Below are 15,258 nucleotides of genomic sequence, written 5' to 3' on the forward strand. Positions count from 1 at the left end.
TTTGCTACTGTTCTCCGGTCAGCACCGCACCCCGGTGCAGACCACTCGTCCGGGTGGCGGAATAGGCAGACGCGCTAGCTTGAGGTGCTAGTGCCCTTCGCGGGGCGTGGGGGTTCAAGTCCCCCCTCGGACACCAGAACCAACCACACGGTCGGCCAACGGATCGACCTCCACCTCCGCGATCTGCTCCACGTGGTGGTAGGTCAGCGACAGCTCCTCGGCACCAGCGCGAGCTGCTTCGTCCGCCGTAAGGCGTCCAAATAACTCCTGGTTTTTCCGGGCGCAACGGAACGAGCGCCGCCCACATGACCAGCACTTGACGCGGCGCCTCAGAGTGAGCCGGCTCGGTCCGCAGGCGGTCATATACAGATCGTCAATCTCATCGGGCCGATCGTGCATACGGCGACAGGACCGGCGACCGGTGATGTCGTCCAGGTCGTTGCCCAGTTCAATGAATCCCAAGCACCTGTTCCCATTACTGTCGAAGACCTATATGGTGACGGACAGTAGGCGGTATAGTCCGCTGCTGGTGCGCGGGGGAACGGGCCGGGTTCGACTCCTGGCGGCACCGCAATTCCGCCCCGTTCGGGGTGGAAGCAAGGGGAATCATGTCCAATTCGAAGAACCGCCTCGTGGCGGCAGGATCCGCATTCACGCTGGCTGTCACCGCAGTCGGTATTTCGGTGCTCGGTGGTGGTGCGGCCGACGCCGGCGTCACCGGGGTCACCAGCCAGTCTGCGACGGCGATCACTTACCCGTTGGTCCGCAACTCGGTGGCCGAGAGCCAGGTGGTCAACTACAGCCTCGGCGAGAGCGACCTGCAGAAGGCGTTCGTCGCGAAGATGCTCGCGGTCCCGGCGAACGGGGTCGACACGTCGGCCAAGCTGAAGGACGGCGTAGTGGCCGAGGTCGACCTCGCGCCGGCGGTACAGAGCAAGCTGAACAAGGCGGGCCCGGCGTACCTGAAGCACTGGGGCACAGTGCACCGCAACGTGATCGGCGCGGCCGACGCCGAACTCGCCACGACATCCACCCAATCGCCACTGGGTGACGGCGCCCTGGATCTACACACCGCATCCGCGAACGACAAAGTGGCGTTCGGCAACGAGATCGACTTCGCCGGCCAGAACGTGAAGGACCTCGGCACGATCGGCTTCTCGGTCTACACGACCGGCGAGAACAATGCCCTGGGCAACAACATGCCAAGCATCGCCTTCGAGATCGACCCGAATGTGGCTGCCGTGGTGTCGAACTACGCCTCGCTGGTGTACCTACCGGCCAATGGCGCAGCCAACCAGTGGACAGCCTTCAACGCCACCACCGATGCGGACAAGCACTGGGGCCTGACCGGTACCGCGTTCAACGGCACGACGTGCTCGATCAACGGCGCCCGCTGCACCTGGACCGAGATGCTCAACTACCTGAACGACGGCGGCGACGACGCCAAGGTGCTCACGGCGACCGTCAGCAAGGGCCGCGACTATGCGTTCTCCGGCGCGATCGACGCACTCAAGTTCGGCGGCAAGACCTATGACTTCGAAGCCGCCGGAGTCACCGTCAGCTAGCTGTACGGACCACATCATCAGATGCAGCAGCACGTCGACGATGTCAGCGCCGCGCAGGCTGGCGGAGCTGATTGGTTCACGTCGACAACTACTTCCTCCAGTTGCCGAATGCATCCATCGATCCATTGACAGTGAGCAACCCTTCACCTAACGTCGAACTTCAGTAACAAATTGTGATCGGCGAAGGCGCAGCTGCACCGCCGCCGCCGGTCCAACGGGGTGTGAACACGCCATCAAGATGGCGGGCCGCAATGGCCCTGCTGCTCGTGGCGGTCTCTCCTGATGTCCTGTCACCAGGCCCGGACCCGCCTGGATCGCTCGATGTCGTTCTTGCGACCGCGGATCCTCCTTCACCACACATTGCCTGGTAACAAAGCCGCGCCGATCGACCCGGCGCGGCACATCGACGGACTGAGGGTGAAATCGATCATGAAGTTGTCCACATACACGACCTCGATCGGCCGGGTGCGACTGAGCGTTCTGGCAGTCGCCGCCGCGCTGGTCGTCTCCGCCGGCGGGCTGCTGGCCACCGGCGGCACTGCTCAGGCGGCGGCCGTGGTGGTGCCACTCGGTACTGCCGAGAGTTTCGTCATCCTGGCCGGGGCAGGCATCACCAACACCGGTCCGACCGTGCTGACCGGGGATATCGGGTCCTTTCCGAATCCGGCGATCAGCGGCACCGGGACGATGACGATCACCGGCACCAACCACGCCGGCGACAACGTGACCCAGGGGGCGAAGGACGATCTGGTCACGGCGTACAACGTCGCCGCCGGAGAATCGCCGCCGACACCGATCACCGACGACCTCGGCGGCAAGACGCTGACCCAGGGCGTCTACAACTCGGCCTCCTCGATCGGACTGACCGGCGCACTGACGTTGGACGCGGAGGGCGACGCGGGAGCGGTCTTCGTGTTCCAGGCAGGTTCAACCCTCACCACCGCGCCCAGCAGCAGCGTCGTACTGACCAACGGAGCCCAAGCCTGCAACGTGTTCTGGCAGGTGGGCAGCTCAGCCACCCTCGGTACGGCGACGCAGTTCCGCGGGACCATCCTGGCGTTGACGTCCATCACCATGAACACCGCGGCCACCGCCGTCGGCCGGATGCTGGCCCGCAACGGGTCCGTCACGCTGGACACCAACACCCTCACCAAACCGTCCTGCACCCCCACCACCCCACCCACCACTCCACCGACGACACCCTCCACAACCCCACCAACGTCACCCCCGACCTCGCCTCCCACCACCCCGCCGACTTCGCCTCCTACCTCCCCCCCGACCTCACCGCCGACCTCACCGCCGACATCGCCTCCCACCTCTCCCCCGACCTCACCGCCGACCTCACCGCCGACTTCGCCTCCCACCTCACCACCGACGACTCCGCCGACGACTCCGTCGACATCGCCTCCCACGTCCCCGCCGACATCTCCCACGACCCCACCACCGACGTCGCCTCCCACCTCCCCGCCAGTGCCCACGGTCTCGCCCAGGCCGCCGCAGGTCACCAAGACCCCGCAAGGTTCTGTCAATACAGGCGATGCCTCCGGCCCGTCGATCTGGCTCGTCGAGCCGCCGACCGCGCCCTGGTTCGGCTGGATCGGAGCCGGCACCCCATGAGGACCGGCGCAGCGGTTCTGCTCCTCGCGACCGCCTCGGCTGTGACCGGGTGCAGTATTGAGTCAGGCACGGGGCCGACTCAGCCCGGCCCCACCGCAGCCGGCGTCGCGAGCGAGCGAACCGCTGCGCCAACTACCACCGTGATCACACCCACGCCGGGGCACGCCCCTGCAGCAGGGAAGCCCAGCCCAACCCGCCGCCCCAGCTCACCCGCTGAACCATCAACGCCACCACGGCCGGGGCGCGGACAGTCCGCACCGATGCGAAAGTCCGATCCGATCCGCGTGGTCATCCCAGCGATCGGGGTGGACTCGGGACTTGTGCGTCTCGGCCTCAAACGCAACGGCACCCTGCAGGTACCACCGAACGGATTCCCGGCCGGTTGGTTCACCGGTGCCCCCACACCCGGCGAGAAGGGCCCGGCCATCATCGCGGGCCATGTCCACTGGGCCGGCCGGGCAGGCGTCTTCGCCAGGTTGGCGCGGCTCGAGCCGGGCGACACGATCACAGTGACGCGGCAAGACCGCTCCGCCGCGCTGTTCCGGGTGAGCCGGGTGCAGCAGTATCCGAAGGCCACGTTCCCCAGCGCCGCGGTGTACGGCGATATCGACCACCCCGGGCTGCGGCTGATCACCTGCGGCGGACTCGACAACGTGTCGGCGAGGTACGAGGCCAACCTGGTGGTCTTCGCCGACCTGAGCAAGTAGCGCACCCAGGTCCGTCCGGCGGAGTCGTACCCGACCGATACAGTCGCGCCACGCAAGAGCTGTTGCTCTCAGCAAGCACCGCGTCCCGGTCCACAAAATCCCGGCTGACGGATGTGACCATCGGCGCCGGGCCGCACACGAAGTACTCGAGCCGATGGGGACGCCGCGGAAGGTTCCAGCCGAGCAACTCGTCGCCGACCCGCCCGACCTCGCCAGTCCAGCCCGCACGAACGGCTTCGCCGCGATCTTCAGCCACACGAACTGACCCGCCTCGAACGGCAGTGACCGTCGGCCCGGATCACGAGCGTGACACCGTCGCCGGGTACCGCCCGCACCGGCTCCACGACGTCGGCGAACCTCTCGGCCCTCCTCGGAAGCCAGATCCACCGCCGCGCGGCCAGGCCGAGCAGCGCCTCGACGAGGTGCGAGGGGTCACGACAGCCAGACATCCCGGCGATGCGTACGCATCGACGGTGCTCACAACGGCCTCGATCGACGCGATAGGCGAGCGCTTGGACGACTACGTCAAGGCCGACCGCATCCGACGGCGATGGGACCAGGTGTGTGTTTGCCCGAGGCGCTCTTCGCAGAGACCGTCATTCTTGTTGAACGTGACGAGGACGCCGCGGTCCTGCAGAGCCTAGGTGCGTGTACGAACGAACTTGCACTGGCCGGCATCTGTGTCGCCCTCTGCCGGCTGGTCGGCGCCACGGAGCAAGACTTCCCTGTCGACGATGTCTCACCCACGCTCGTGTTCATCCCCGATATCCTGGAGACCCTTCTCGTCTCGGACCTACCCGAGTAGGACACCACACGCCACGAACTCATCGACACCGGCCGCGGAGTCGATGGCAAGAACGCCGTCATTTATGAGGTGCCCGCCCGCGAGTGTTCCCTGGAGCCCGAGAAGGGCCTCTGCCGGATCGTCGACCTTGTATTGGGCCACGTAGCTTAACACCCCACCCGCGGCCCGAGGCGCTCGCATCAGAGACGCGCTTGCTATCAGGGAAGAGGCAACCCACCGCTGTCCAGTTCCTGGGCTGCGAGGTCGAGGCGTGTGGTTAAGGTGCGTGTCCCTCCTCGGACACCAGAACTAACCACACGGTCGGCCAACGGATCGACCTCCACCTTGAGAATCTGCTCGGTGGGTTGTACCTCAGCGCCAGCCGAAGCGACGAGTAGAGCTCGCCCGGCTCCTCGGGTCGTGCGAAGTTAGGGCTCTGGCTACATTGCCCAACTGGTCCACGTACGCCTCAAGTACGTCGCGGCCGAGACTTTCAAGTCAATGTCGCAGACCATGGCCCCAAGGTCCGCGCCGGGCGAAGACCATCGCGGCGTAGAGCACCGCGGCCACTGCAGTGGCCGCGGCCGGCAGCAGGAACAGATGTGGGATACCCAGGCTGTCACCCGCAACGCCGGTGTAGAGACCGCCGAGCGCTCCGGAGACCATCACCGAACTGCTGAACGTGTTCGTCGCGGTTGCGAGCCGTTCGGGCACGAGGTCCTGGGCGATCGCGACGCCCAACGCACCCGTCGCTGCGACGGCGACCGACATGAACACCTGGCCGATCGCGATCGCGACGAGGTTCTGCGCGACGGCGTAGGACAGGTAGGCCCCGAACGCTGCCACGATGCCGAGCGTGAACACCCTCAGCGCGCCGAACCGCCCGGCGAGCCGGGCCAGCGTGGCCATGAAGACGACCTCCAGCAGCGGCTGCAACGAGATGACCGCACCACGGGCGAACGCGCTCACGCGCAGGGTCTCGGCCATGTAGATCGAGAGGAACGACAGTTTGATCGACTCACCCGACATCACCAGCACACCCACCGCCGTGAACATCGCCAGCAACGCGAACCGGCCTCGCGGCACGGGCGGCTCGGATTCGCGAACTGCCACAGCAGTCGGATCCGAACGCGGCTTCGTACGTTCCGAGGGCAGGTGCCGACCGGCCAAGACCACAGGAACCACCCCGACGGCCGACAACGCGGCCGTGGCCAGCAACGTCTCCCGCAGCCCGGCCACCGTGGCGAGCCACGCACCCAGCGCCGGCCCGGTGATCCAGCCGACCGCCTGGCTGATCCGCAACAGCGCGAGAACGCCGTACCGCGACGGCGTCGGATGCCGCTCCAGATAACCACGGGCCACGGTGAACAGCAGCCCACCAGCGGTCCCGGCCAGACTGAGGACCACGACGTTCACCACATACGGCACCCACGGCTGCTCCCAGACCGCAATCACGGTCCAGCCCGCGGCAGCAAGCAGCGAACCTCCCACGGCGAGCGGGATCCGCTTGTCGAATCGATCCGAGAGCGCGCCGACGAGGAATCCGGCGACCGGGGCAGCCAGGTTCGTCACGTAGTACAGCCCGGCGGCCCGCACCGACAGATGCAGCTCCTGAGTCAGGAACAGGCCCATCAGCGGCCAGCTCAACGACAAGGCGAAGCCCGAGAGCAACATGGCCGCGAAAAGCCATCGCAGCACGACATGCCCGATCAGGTAGCGCCAGGCAGACTCTGTAGTCACCCCTACTTGCGGTGATCGCATCGATGCGTTGTCTCCTGGTCGAGGTGCACGGTGTGCCACGCGCTGCGGAATCCCTGGAAGAGGTGGACACGCCGGGCACGCACATTTTCACAGACCCGATAACCACCCACGTCAAGCGGCCCCCGCTTCTGCGAGTGCTACAGGCTCAGACATCACAGTTGTCGCGGGCATCCGACGTGTTCTGCCGCCCACTGCTCGCCCACGCCGAGTAGACCTGCCAGCGCCATGACAGTTCCCAATGTCCCCGCATCCAGCGCGTCGTCATCGGGAGATGCGCTGGACGAACATGTCCGAGACGACGTTCGTGCTTCCACCGACCACGCCGACGGCGGACCTCCGCACGTCGCAGCGGGCCACTCGATGACGCACGTCGACTACCCGAGCGGCTCGGATCACACCTACGAACTCTGCGCCTCATCGCCGACGGGTGCGACGACCCGAACGGCGTACCGATCTCCGCGACGCCGGGCAGTACTTCGACCGCTGGCTGACCGTCGGCAAGAGCACGACGCGGCGCGGCGCGGCTGCCGAAGATCTTCTACGTCAACTGGTTCCCCAAGGACGACGCGGGCGGCGCGCCCGCCTTCGGCGTACCGGAGAGTGGCCAGTTGAGCTGGTGCCGGGTGTTACGTCAAAGTGATCGGGACCGTGACGACCTGGGTGGGGGCTTTCGGGTAGGTGATGGTGACGGTGACGGTTGCCTTGCCCGGGTTGCGTTTGGTGGTCTTCCACAGCAGGAAGTATGTGTGGTCGATCGGGTTGTAGGCGGGGATCGTGGTCGGTAGGGATTGCGCGCCGGTGGCCGATACCGTGATCCGTCCGGTGGCCAGCAGCAGGACCGCGGTCAGATCGGGGATCGGACGACCGGCAGCGTCTATGAGCTGGAACCTGATCGGGATCAGGGTGCCGGCCTTCACAGTGCTTCCGGGCGTCGGGGACAGCACGCGGACGCCGTACTGCACGAGCTGGCTCAGCGAGCCGCTGCTCGGCTGGTACGACGGTGTGCCGGAGAAGCTCGCGGTGACCGCGTGCACGCCGACGCCGAGCGTGCTGATCGGCTTGCTGGTCGCGACACCGTTCGTCACCGGCACCGGGGATCCGAGCGCTGTGCCGTCCACGGCGAACGAGACGGTGCCGCCGGTCGGTGACCCGGAAACCGTTGCGGTGAACGTGATCGGGGCGCCGATCGTTGCCGGGTTGGCCGATGACGTGACCGTCGTCGTGGTCGTAGCCGGTGCCACGGTGATCGTGGCGGCGAGGTCTGCGGAGCCGGCCGCGTTGGTGGCTCGCACGGTGAACGCGAACGTGCCGGCCTGCGTCGGCGTACCGCTGAGCTGACCGTTCGGCGCCAGGTTGAGGCCGGGCGGCAGCGACCCGCCCGCCAGGCTGACGGCACCGGTGGCCGTGAACGCGAAGGTGTACGGCGTACCGACCACACCCGCGGGCGGCGTACCGCTGATCGTCGGCGGCACATCGACGTTCAGCCCGACCAGAACCGGGTCGTGGTCGCTGGTGCGGAAGCGATCCGGGGCGTACAGCGAGGCGAGCTGGCTCGCTGTCTTGAAGTCCGTGTTGTAGTCCAGCACCGAGGGCTCGTCGGCGTTGTGGTGCGCGTCGCCCGCCCCGGTGACCTGTGCCGCCAGCGATCCCGACGCAAGCACATAGTCGAGGTAGCCCCACTGCCCGTCGAACACGTAGGAGTACGCGTCCTGGCCGTGGAAGGCCTTGACCTCGTTGACGTACCCGGCCGCCTCGAGCGCGGCGATCGGGTCCTCGCCGGCGTACGAGTTGAGGTCGCCGACGATGAGCACGTCGGGATCGCCCGCAGCGGGAACGACCGTGCTGCCGATCCACGACGCCAGCTCGCCGGCCTGCTCGGTGCGGTGCGCGTTCCAACAGCCCTGCCCGTCACCCTGGTCGGTGTCCGGACCCGAGGTGGGGCAGGAACCCTTCGACTTGAAGTGGTTGGCGATGACCGTGAACTTGGCACCGGCCGCGGTCCGGAAGGTCTGCGCCACCGGCCGCCGCTCGAACAGCGGGCTCTGGTCGACGAACGTGGCGCCCGCGATCGGCTGCACTGCCGCCGTCTTGTACAGCAGCCCGGCCTTGATCGCGTCAGTGCCTGCCACGTCGGCGATGCCCGTCGCCACATCGGGGTTGACGAAGGCCCACGTGCCCGGGCCGTCCGCGGCGTTCAGCGCGTCCACGAGCGCCTGCACCGCACTGTCCGTGCCGTAGCCGTCGTTCTCCATCTCCATGTAGCCGACGACGTCCGCGTTGAGGAAGCGCAGCGACGCGACCTCCTTCGCCAACTGGCGCTGGTACTCCGTGTTGTCGGTCGCGCCCCGGCAGTCGGTCACCGGACCCTGCGAGCCGAGATGGCAGCCGGTGAACGTGTTGAAGAAGTTCAGCAGGTTCGCGCTCGCCACCCGGACACCGGCAGAGCCGACGTCCGGTCGCACGGTCGGCCGCTCGTTCACGGCGTCGAACACCGCCGTACCGGACAGGGACCCGATCGGGCGCAACCGGTAGGCGTTCCCACTGGCCGCGTTGCCGGCCCAGGTGTAGGTGAGTACTCCGACCGGGTCGGTGACCGTGTCCCCGCCGCGCAACGTGTTGCTCGCCGAGAGCGGCTGTCCGCCTCGTCCGAACACGATGGGATCAGGGTTCTGCGCCTGGGTGGCGTCGTCGATGATCAACCGGTTGAGGTTGTTGGCGTTCTGCAACGCTTGCACGGCCGCCTGGTCGGTGGCGCGGATGTCAGCTGTCGGCTGACGCAGCCGCCCGCCGGATGATACGACGACCTGCCCGAACCGGCCGAGCTGGAAGTGCTCGGTGACGGTGAGCGTCTGGTGGAAGCGCACCAGCATGCCTTCGTACGGCTCGAGATCCGCGGCACTCGCCCTGGGCAGTGTCACGTCGGTCGGCGTAATGGTGCTGGTCCCGCAGACGGCGACGTTGGCCGCCGCGGCCGTGACCTGCGTCTGGCCTTGGAACTCCGAAACCGGACCGGACACCTGCACGGTGTCCCCGTTGGACACCAGGTCGGCGCCGTTGTCGAAGACGAAGATCCCGTCCGAGGTCAGTGGATCGCCGTCACCGGCGTCCTGCAGGTAGAAGCCGCGCAGCGCGGGCTGAGCACCTTCGTAGTCGGCCACGACTGTGCCGCGGACGGTCACGGTCTGCCCGGCGACCGGGCTGACATCCGTAGTGCCCTCCACCGAACCGATACTCACCGGACTGCCCGAGCAGGACTCGCTCACGCTGACGGTCGCGGTTCTGCTGTTCGTCTGCCCACCCGGACCGCTGACCCGCACCCAGTACGACGTCGTCGCCGTCAGCGGTGGCGTGGTGAACGAGGTGCCGGTCCCGACCGGGTTGGAGGTGTCCGGCGCGGTGCCCTGGAACCATTGGTACGAAAGGGGCTCGGTGCCGGACGCGGCCGCGGTCAGGTTCGCAGTGCCGCCGGCGGCAATTGTCGTGTCCTGCGGCTGCGTGGTGATCACCGGCGCCGTCGTAGCACCCGCCGGCGCGAACGCCACCCCGCGCAGCGCGGTGTTCGCAGCCCCCGCAGCCAGTGTCGTCGCGGTGGCGGTCATCGCAGCGTCGTACGCCGCGGCGTCGTCCACCTTGACCAGTGCGTTCGTGGTGGTGCTGGCGAACAGGGTTGCGCCGCTTGGCGTGACCGAGCCGGTGATGCCGCGCGCCCCGCCGCCAGCCGGCCGGAACGCGCCACGTGCGGTCCAGTTGGTGCCGTCGAAGGAGAATTTGAGGATGCCGCCGTTCGGGCTGGCCGAGTCGTCGGCCACGTACAACGTGTCCGCTCCGGGCACGGTCGGGTCGCGGTCCAGCGCGACAAAACCGTACGGGCTCGGCGCCGCCGTAGTCAGGGTCGGCGTCTGCCCGCCCGTGCCCGGAAGCCCGGTCCCGACCTTGTAGATCCCAGTGGTTCCGCTACCGGTGGAGACAAACAGCTGCCCGTCGACGATTCCGGCCACTCGCAGGTTCGTCGGTGCGGCGCTGTTGATCTGCGTCGTGGCGCCCGAACCGCCCAGCGAGGCCAGTCGCACCCCTCCGTTCCCCCCGACCGCCCAGAACCGGCTGCCGTCATCACTCACCGCAGCGCGCACGTTGGTGCCGCTGAAGGCGTCCGTGATCGCGGTCGACGTGTCCACCGCGCCGCTGCCGTCGACCCTGGCAACGACCCGGCTGACCGTGCTCGTCGACGACGACGCCACGCTCGCTGTCCCCGGGTCAGCGTCGTAGCCCGCCAGCGCGAGGTACCGCCCATCGGCCGACAGCGAAAGCGCACCCTCCGACGTCGCCGTCCCGCTCATGGTGAGCCGCCGATCGGCACCGACGGCCGACGTCGGCAACGGGATCGTCTGTACCAAGGTGCCCGCCGAGGTGTACTCGTCGAGGAACACCGGAGTAGCCGCGCCGGACAGCGCGACGCCACCATCCCCGACACGAGCCACAACGATATTGCCCGCGCTGAATCCCGCGGCCTGGGCGGCCGGATGAACCACCAGCCCTGAAACCACGAGCGAACCGACAACAGCACCAACCAGAACGCGACGCGACTTCACACGCATTTGCAGGCTCCCCCCGCCGGTGAGACCCACCGGCAACAGCCCGGATGCTACATACGCGAACCACCCGAAGGAAGACCCGACCACACCGCGGAGCCACCTGCCCTACATCACTGGTATGGCGCTCGGCCGGCCAACGCGATCAGTTGAGCTCCGCCTCGAGGAACCGGTCGACCTCGCGCACGAACTCGCGCATTGCAGCGGTAGTAGATCGTGTCGCCCCGACGCGCGGCACCCTCCGTCTTTCGGACACAGACCGCACACCTGATCCGGCCGCGGAATGCATACACACGCTTCTTCGACACTCGCAAGCGATCGACCAACGACCACGCCGCCTTGCCACCCGACTTCCGCTTCCCCTGCTCGAGCTGAGCACTCCTCGACCTTCTGCCAGCGACCGTAGACCGCGTAGCCGTATACCGCGGATTGTCCAAGATCGTCACGATCGTCTAGTGCTGCCAGCCGTCCATCTTGTGACGCACCTCAACGTGCTCACCCCGTAGCGGTTCAGCCGCAAGAGCCCCTTCGCTGCGAACCATTTGTTCCCTGTGGACAAGCCGATTACGAGCGGCGTACGGAAATGAACGGTCCTCCTGCGATGATCGGGCGGGCAGCACAGTATTAGAGCCGCCGCAGTGATTGACTGAACGAAGGATCTGGCCAGTGTGATCGCTAAATGTCTGATTCGACGTCGCACGAAGGCTTCGTCTGGTGACGGCAGAATCATGCGGCCACGCGCGTCAATCCCTCAGGATGAGCGCGGTGATTGAACCAACCTCTGTTCGCCGGCGTATCGAAGGTGCGGAGCGAGTTCTTTCGGGAGGTGGCGTGGAACCGATGCGACAGGCCAAGCGGCCGGTGACTGGGCTCGCTGGGCCGTACGGTCATCCGCTTCACCCGGCGGTGGTCGCGGTCCCGATCGGGTGCTGGGGTGCCAGCTTGGTGTTCGACGTGGCGTCGCGGATCGTCGCCGACGGTGCGTTCCTGGCGCGCGGATCCCGCTGGCTGATCGCGCTCGGCGTACTCGGTGCTCTCGTGGCGGCGATGCTCGGTTTCCTGGACTTCTTCGCGATCCCGCCCCGGACGCGGGCCTTCCGCACCGCCACGGTGCACATGTCGCTGAACCTTGGCGTCACGACGTCGTACACCATCAGCTACCTGCTCCGGAACGGTGCAGCGCCGCGGGTCGGTTGGGGACTGATCGTGCTGTCGCTGGTCAGCCTGACCGCCCTGTCGGTATCGGGCTACCTGGGCGGCAAGCTCGCCTACCGGTTCGGCGTCCGGGTCGCCGACGAGACAACTCAGCTCGAGGGATATCAGGACCCACGGGCAACCGAAAAGGAGCAGACCTGATGGCCATAGCGGCTCTGGTGACCTGGGTGGTCACGGCAGGATTCGGTCTCACCATGCTGTACCTGTGGATCTCCAAGGGCGGTGTGCAAGCTGCCCGGGACGGTGGCGAGCCCTCGATCCGATTCCCGCCCGGGCTGATCTTCGGCCACTTCGCGCTCGCGGCCATAGGTTTGATCCTGTGGATCGTCTATGTCGTCACCGACACAGAGGCGCTGACCTGGGTGGCGTTCGTCGTCCTGATCGCCATCGCCGTCCTGGGCGATCTGCTGTTCTTGCGCTGGCGCCGCGGGCCGAAATCCGGCACAGCCGAGTCCGGCTTGCCCAGGCCAATCGTGTACACCCATGGGCTGTTCGCCGTGGCGACCATCGTGCTGGTCCTACTCACCGCCCTCGGCGTCGGCGAAAGCTGACCTTCAGCACTGCGGGGTTGGTCACGTTGAATTCAGCGGGCGCCAGTCTCGCTGCTGGCATACAAAAGCACGCGGGCGTCAGCTCTTCGATGCGGCGGCTTTGCCACCCTTGCGACCGGCCTTCTTCTTCTGCGCAGTCGTTCCGCCCTGGCTGCTCTTGCCGCCCTTCCCGCTCTGCTTACCACCACGCTCACTGGACTTCGGCGAGTTCGCGATCTTGGCCGCACGCTCCTTGGACATACCTTTGTCCTTCAAAGCCTCATACTGCTTTTCATTCTTCACATTCGCAGACTTGCTAGGCATGGCTACCTCCCACTCATATGGAAACTCGACCCACAAGTACCCAACCATCGTTGCCTCGACGCCCGATCGGAGGTAGTCGACGACGCCCGGCGTAATGCGCTCCCCGGGCAGGATGGCTGGGATGCCCGGCGGGTACGGCGGCTTGGAGGGCGGCACTCTGGACGGCCCGTCACAGAGCGTGCATCCTGGTCCACGGGAACAACGTTGGGGGGACTATGGCGGGTGTCTATTGCCGCTGGGAACGGCAGCGCTATCAGGAGTCGGACTTCGAGCTGGGCACGGGCGGGGTCCTCGTACATATTGACAGCGTTCCATTGCACACCGTGACAGGCAGACTCGTCGACAGCGGCGAACTCGAGGCCGACGTCGCCGAGCCGAACGATTCGGATGGATAAGGCTCGGCCCGGCCGACTGATGCGAGCACGCTACGGGCTCAACTCGTCGTTGCCGATGCCTCGGAACAAGGACGAGAAAGCTGCTGTCTTCGCCGCCCGGATCACGCTCGCGACGCAGCGGGACGAGTCGGCGCGAGCCGCCGACCAATCGAGGCTCGAAGCTGCATTGAGTGAAGTGGCCGCCGCGGAAGCCGCCGACAGAGCTGAGGCAAAGGCCGATCTGGATGCGGATCGCGCGTCGTCCGCTGCCTTCAACGATGCGGTGATGACAGTTGCCAAGGGCGGCATCGATCGCGCCCGGGCGAGTTCCGAGTTCGTGCAGAAGGCTGCTACGGCGATCTTCGCGCTCTACACCGGAGCGCTGACGCTCGCCTTCTCCGTGACGAACAACCCATTGCCTGCTCGCGGCATCCTTCCCAGCTTGTTCCTGGGATTCGCGGTGCTGCTTGCAACGGCGTATCTCGCCTTCCTGACCAAGGGAGACCGGGTGAAGGACCCTGCCGACGCATCGGGCACACTGCAGGCCCAGTTGAACCGCACCCGAACCTTCGTGCAGTGGACCAACACCAGCGTGCTCAATCGCGCGCCGCTGCTCCGTTGTGCAGTGGTTGCCCTGGGCATCGGAGTCGTGTCACTGCCCGCTCCGTTCCTCACCCCACCCAGTCATCACGCCGTCGCCGACGTGGTCTGCGCGGCCGACCAGCAGAAAGATCCGACGACTGGAGCGTGTCTGGCCGCCTGGCCGACGATCCCGACAGGCAACGCCGCAGATGCCGCACTGCGGCAGAAGCTGTTCGAGGCACAACTCGCCGAGGTGACGGCGAGCCGAGCCGCAGCCCGGACCGGGGCAACAGCCCCACCTGATGACACGGGCTGGGTCGTCGGGACCGCCGTGGTCGGCGTTCTACTCATCTTCCTGCCCTTGATCCTGGCCGGCCTGCGCAGAGCCGGGCCGAAGATCAAGGACTCAGCTTCATCGGGCTTCCTCGGAAGTCTTGCCAGCCTCACCGGCTTGAAAACTCTCTTCAAGACGGGCTAGGTGGTGCGCTCGGCGCGGAAATTGTTCGGTCGGTACGGGTACGCGCAGACCACCGTCGAGAGCATCGCCCGGGATGCCGGGGTGTCACCGGCAACGGTGTACGCGCAGTGCGGCGGCAAGGAGGGCCTGCTCCAGGCGCTGATGGACATGTGGACCACCAGCAGCCTGGTGCAGAGCATCATCGCTGAGTGCGCCGCCGCCGAGCCGGCGCGCGCCAAACTGGATGCGCTGGCCAAGGGGTACGTCGCGATCTATGCGGAGTCGGGCGACATCATCCAGATCGTGACCCGGGCCGCGGCGGGCGCGCCCGCGGCGGAGGCATTTCTGAAGGTCGCCGACGAGCGTCAGCAGCACGCGCTCCGCGAGATCGTCACAGATATGCGGGACGCCGGCCTGGCCGACGGGATCACGGTGGAAGAGGCCGTGCAGGTCATCTTCTTCCACTTCCGGTACGCGCAGTTCGCGCTGGCCGCGGACGAGTTCGGCTGGGGTGTCGAACGCGCGACCCGCTGGCTCACCGAGCGGGTCGCGTCCGCGATCCTGAAGAGTTAGCTCTCGGCCAATACCTTCCGGATGCGCTTCTCGGAGACGGGGTACGGCGTACCGAGGGTCCGGCCTCGGGCACAGATTTCATCCCGGCCCGCGTTCGATGCTCTGCGCAACTTCGTCGCGCCCGGCCGATTTCCCCGGCTACAGCAGGCCTGGCTGGGTGCCCATTCTTGCCAAATCGGG

Annotated in this window: 11 protein-coding genes and 1 tRNA gene; 9 read left to right on the forward strand and 3 right to left on the reverse strand. The window is 66.9% G+C overall.

Going from position 1 to position 15,258, the window contains the following annotated elements:
• The first annotated feature begins 47 nt into the window (after window positions 1-47).
• From AB0J62_RS13255 to AB0J62_RS13275, 5 genes are all read left to right on the forward strand, one after another.
• Window positions 48-136: transfer RNA gene (locus AB0J62_RS13255), tRNA-Leu, on the forward strand.
• 472 nt (window positions 137-608) lie between these two features.
• Complete coding sequence (locus AB0J62_RS13260; RefSeq protein ID WP_363868672.1) at window positions 609-1,565, forward strand: hypothetical protein; 957 nt, start codon at window positions 609-611, stop codon at window positions 1,563-1,565.
• Between the two features lie 429 nt (window positions 1,566-1,994).
• The gene (locus tag AB0J62_RS13265) at window positions 1,995-3,182 is read left to right on the forward strand and encodes an ice-binding family protein (protein WP_363868674.1); all 1,188 of its coding nucleotides are present in this window, start codon (window positions 1,995-1,997) and stop codon (window positions 3,180-3,182) included.
• Between the two features lie 260 nt (window positions 3,183-3,442).
• Window positions 3,443-3,889: a class F sortase gene (locus tag AB0J62_RS13270; protein WP_363868677.1), complete on the forward strand. Its 447-nt coding sequence runs from the start codon at window positions 3,443-3,445 to the stop codon at window positions 3,887-3,889.
• A 568-nt stretch (window positions 3,890-4,457) separates the two neighbouring features.
• Window positions 4,458-4,694 (forward strand): hypothetical protein, encoded by a 237-nt coding sequence (locus tag AB0J62_RS13275; RefSeq protein WP_363868680.1) that lies wholly within the window; start codon window positions 4,458-4,460, stop codon window positions 4,692-4,694.
• A 477-nt stretch (window positions 4,695-5,171) separates the two neighbouring features.
• Here the strand turns inward: AB0J62_RS13275 and AB0J62_RS13280 are convergent, their stop codons facing one another.
• Together AB0J62_RS13280 and AB0J62_RS13285 are read right to left on the reverse strand one after the other, a co-directional pair.
• Window positions 5,172-6,434 carry an MFS transporter gene (locus tag AB0J62_RS13280; RefSeq protein ID WP_363868683.1) on the reverse strand — a complete coding sequence of 421 codons (1,263 nt, stop codon included), beginning with the start codon at window positions 6,432-6,434 and terminating at the stop codon, window positions 5,172-5,174.
• Between the two features lie 626 nt (window positions 6,435-7,060).
• Entirely contained in the window at window positions 7,061-11,029 is a 3,969-nt protein-coding gene (locus AB0J62_RS13285) for an ExeM/NucH family extracellular endonuclease (protein ID WP_363868686.1), read from the reverse strand.
• Between the two features lie 834 nt (window positions 11,030-11,863).
• Between AB0J62_RS13285 and AB0J62_RS13290 the strand changes: the two genes are divergently transcribed.
• Together AB0J62_RS13290 and AB0J62_RS13295 are read left to right on the forward strand one after the other, a co-directional pair.
• Complete coding sequence (locus AB0J62_RS13290) at window positions 11,864-12,379, forward strand: DUF2231 domain-containing protein (RefSeq protein WP_363870439.1); 516 nt, start codon at window positions 11,864-11,866, stop codon at window positions 12,377-12,379.
• Entirely contained in the window at window positions 12,379-12,789 is a 411-nt protein-coding gene (locus AB0J62_RS13295) for a hypothetical protein (RefSeq protein ID WP_363868689.1), read from the forward strand. Before AB0J62_RS13290 ends, AB0J62_RS13295 begins: the two co-directional genes overlap by 1 nt.
• Window positions 12,790-12,867: 78 nt before the next feature.
• On the opposite strand, the gene AB0J62_RS13300 is transcribed toward AB0J62_RS13295, so the two are convergent.
• Window positions 12,868-13,029 carry a hypothetical protein gene (locus tag AB0J62_RS13300; RefSeq protein WP_363868692.1) on the reverse strand — a complete coding sequence of 54 codons (162 nt, stop codon included), beginning with the start codon at window positions 13,027-13,029 and terminating at the stop codon, window positions 12,868-12,870.
• Between the two features lie 450 nt (window positions 13,030-13,479).
• Between AB0J62_RS13300 and AB0J62_RS13305 the strand changes: the two genes are divergently transcribed.
• Together AB0J62_RS13305 and AB0J62_RS13310 are read left to right on the forward strand one after the other, a co-directional pair.
• On the forward strand, window positions 13,480-14,526 hold the full coding sequence (locus tag AB0J62_RS13305; RefSeq protein WP_363868695.1) for a hypothetical protein: 1,047 nt from the start codon (window positions 13,480-13,482) through the stop codon (window positions 14,524-14,526).
• The gene (locus AB0J62_RS13310; protein ID WP_363868698.1) at window positions 14,527-15,078 is read left to right on the forward strand and encodes a helix-turn-helix domain-containing protein; all 552 of its coding nucleotides are present in this window, start codon (window positions 14,527-14,529) and stop codon (window positions 15,076-15,078) included. It begins immediately after the preceding gene.
• Window positions 15,079-15,258: the final 180 nt, after the last annotated feature.

Source organism: Kribbella sp. NPDC049584, from assembly GCF_040675555.1.
GTDB lineage: Bacteria > Actinomycetota > Actinomycetes > Propionibacteriales > Kribbellaceae > Kribbella.

Bases quoted from the DNA above. Each gene is read 5' to 3' on its own strand.
- AB0J62_RS13300 (WP_363868692.1), bottom strand. From the start codon at position 13,029: ATGTCCAAGGAGCGTGCGGCCAAGATCGCGAACTCGCCGAAGTCCAGT.
- AB0J62_RS13270 (WP_363868677.1), top strand. From the start codon at position 3,443: ATGCGAAAGTCCGATCCGATCCGCGTGGTCATCCCAGCGATCGGGGTG.
- AB0J62_RS13305 (WP_363868695.1), top strand. From the start codon at position 13,480: ATGGATAAGGCTCGGCCCGGCCGACTGATGCGAGCACGCTACGGGCTC.
- AB0J62_RS13280 (WP_363868683.1), bottom strand. From the start codon at position 6,434: ATGCGATCACCGCAAGTAGGGGTGACTACAGAGTCTGCCTGGCGCTAC.
- AB0J62_RS13295 (WP_363868689.1), top strand. From the start codon at position 12,379: ATGGCCATAGCGGCTCTGGTGACCTGGGTGGTCACGGCAGGATTCGGT.
- AB0J62_RS13260 (WP_363868672.1), top strand. From the start codon at position 609: ATGTCCAATTCGAAGAACCGCCTCGTGGCGGCAGGATCCGCATTCACG.
- AB0J62_RS13290 (WP_363870439.1), top strand. From the start codon at position 11,864: ATGCGACAGGCCAAGCGGCCGGTGACTGGGCTCGCTGGGCCGTACGGT.
- AB0J62_RS13265 (WP_363868674.1), top strand. From the start codon at position 1,995: ATGAAGTTGTCCACATACACGACCTCGATCGGCCGGGTGCGACTGAGC.
- AB0J62_RS13285 (WP_363868686.1), bottom strand. From the start codon at position 11,029: ATGCGTGTGAAGTCGCGTCGCGTTCTGGTTGGTGCTGTTGTCGGTTCG.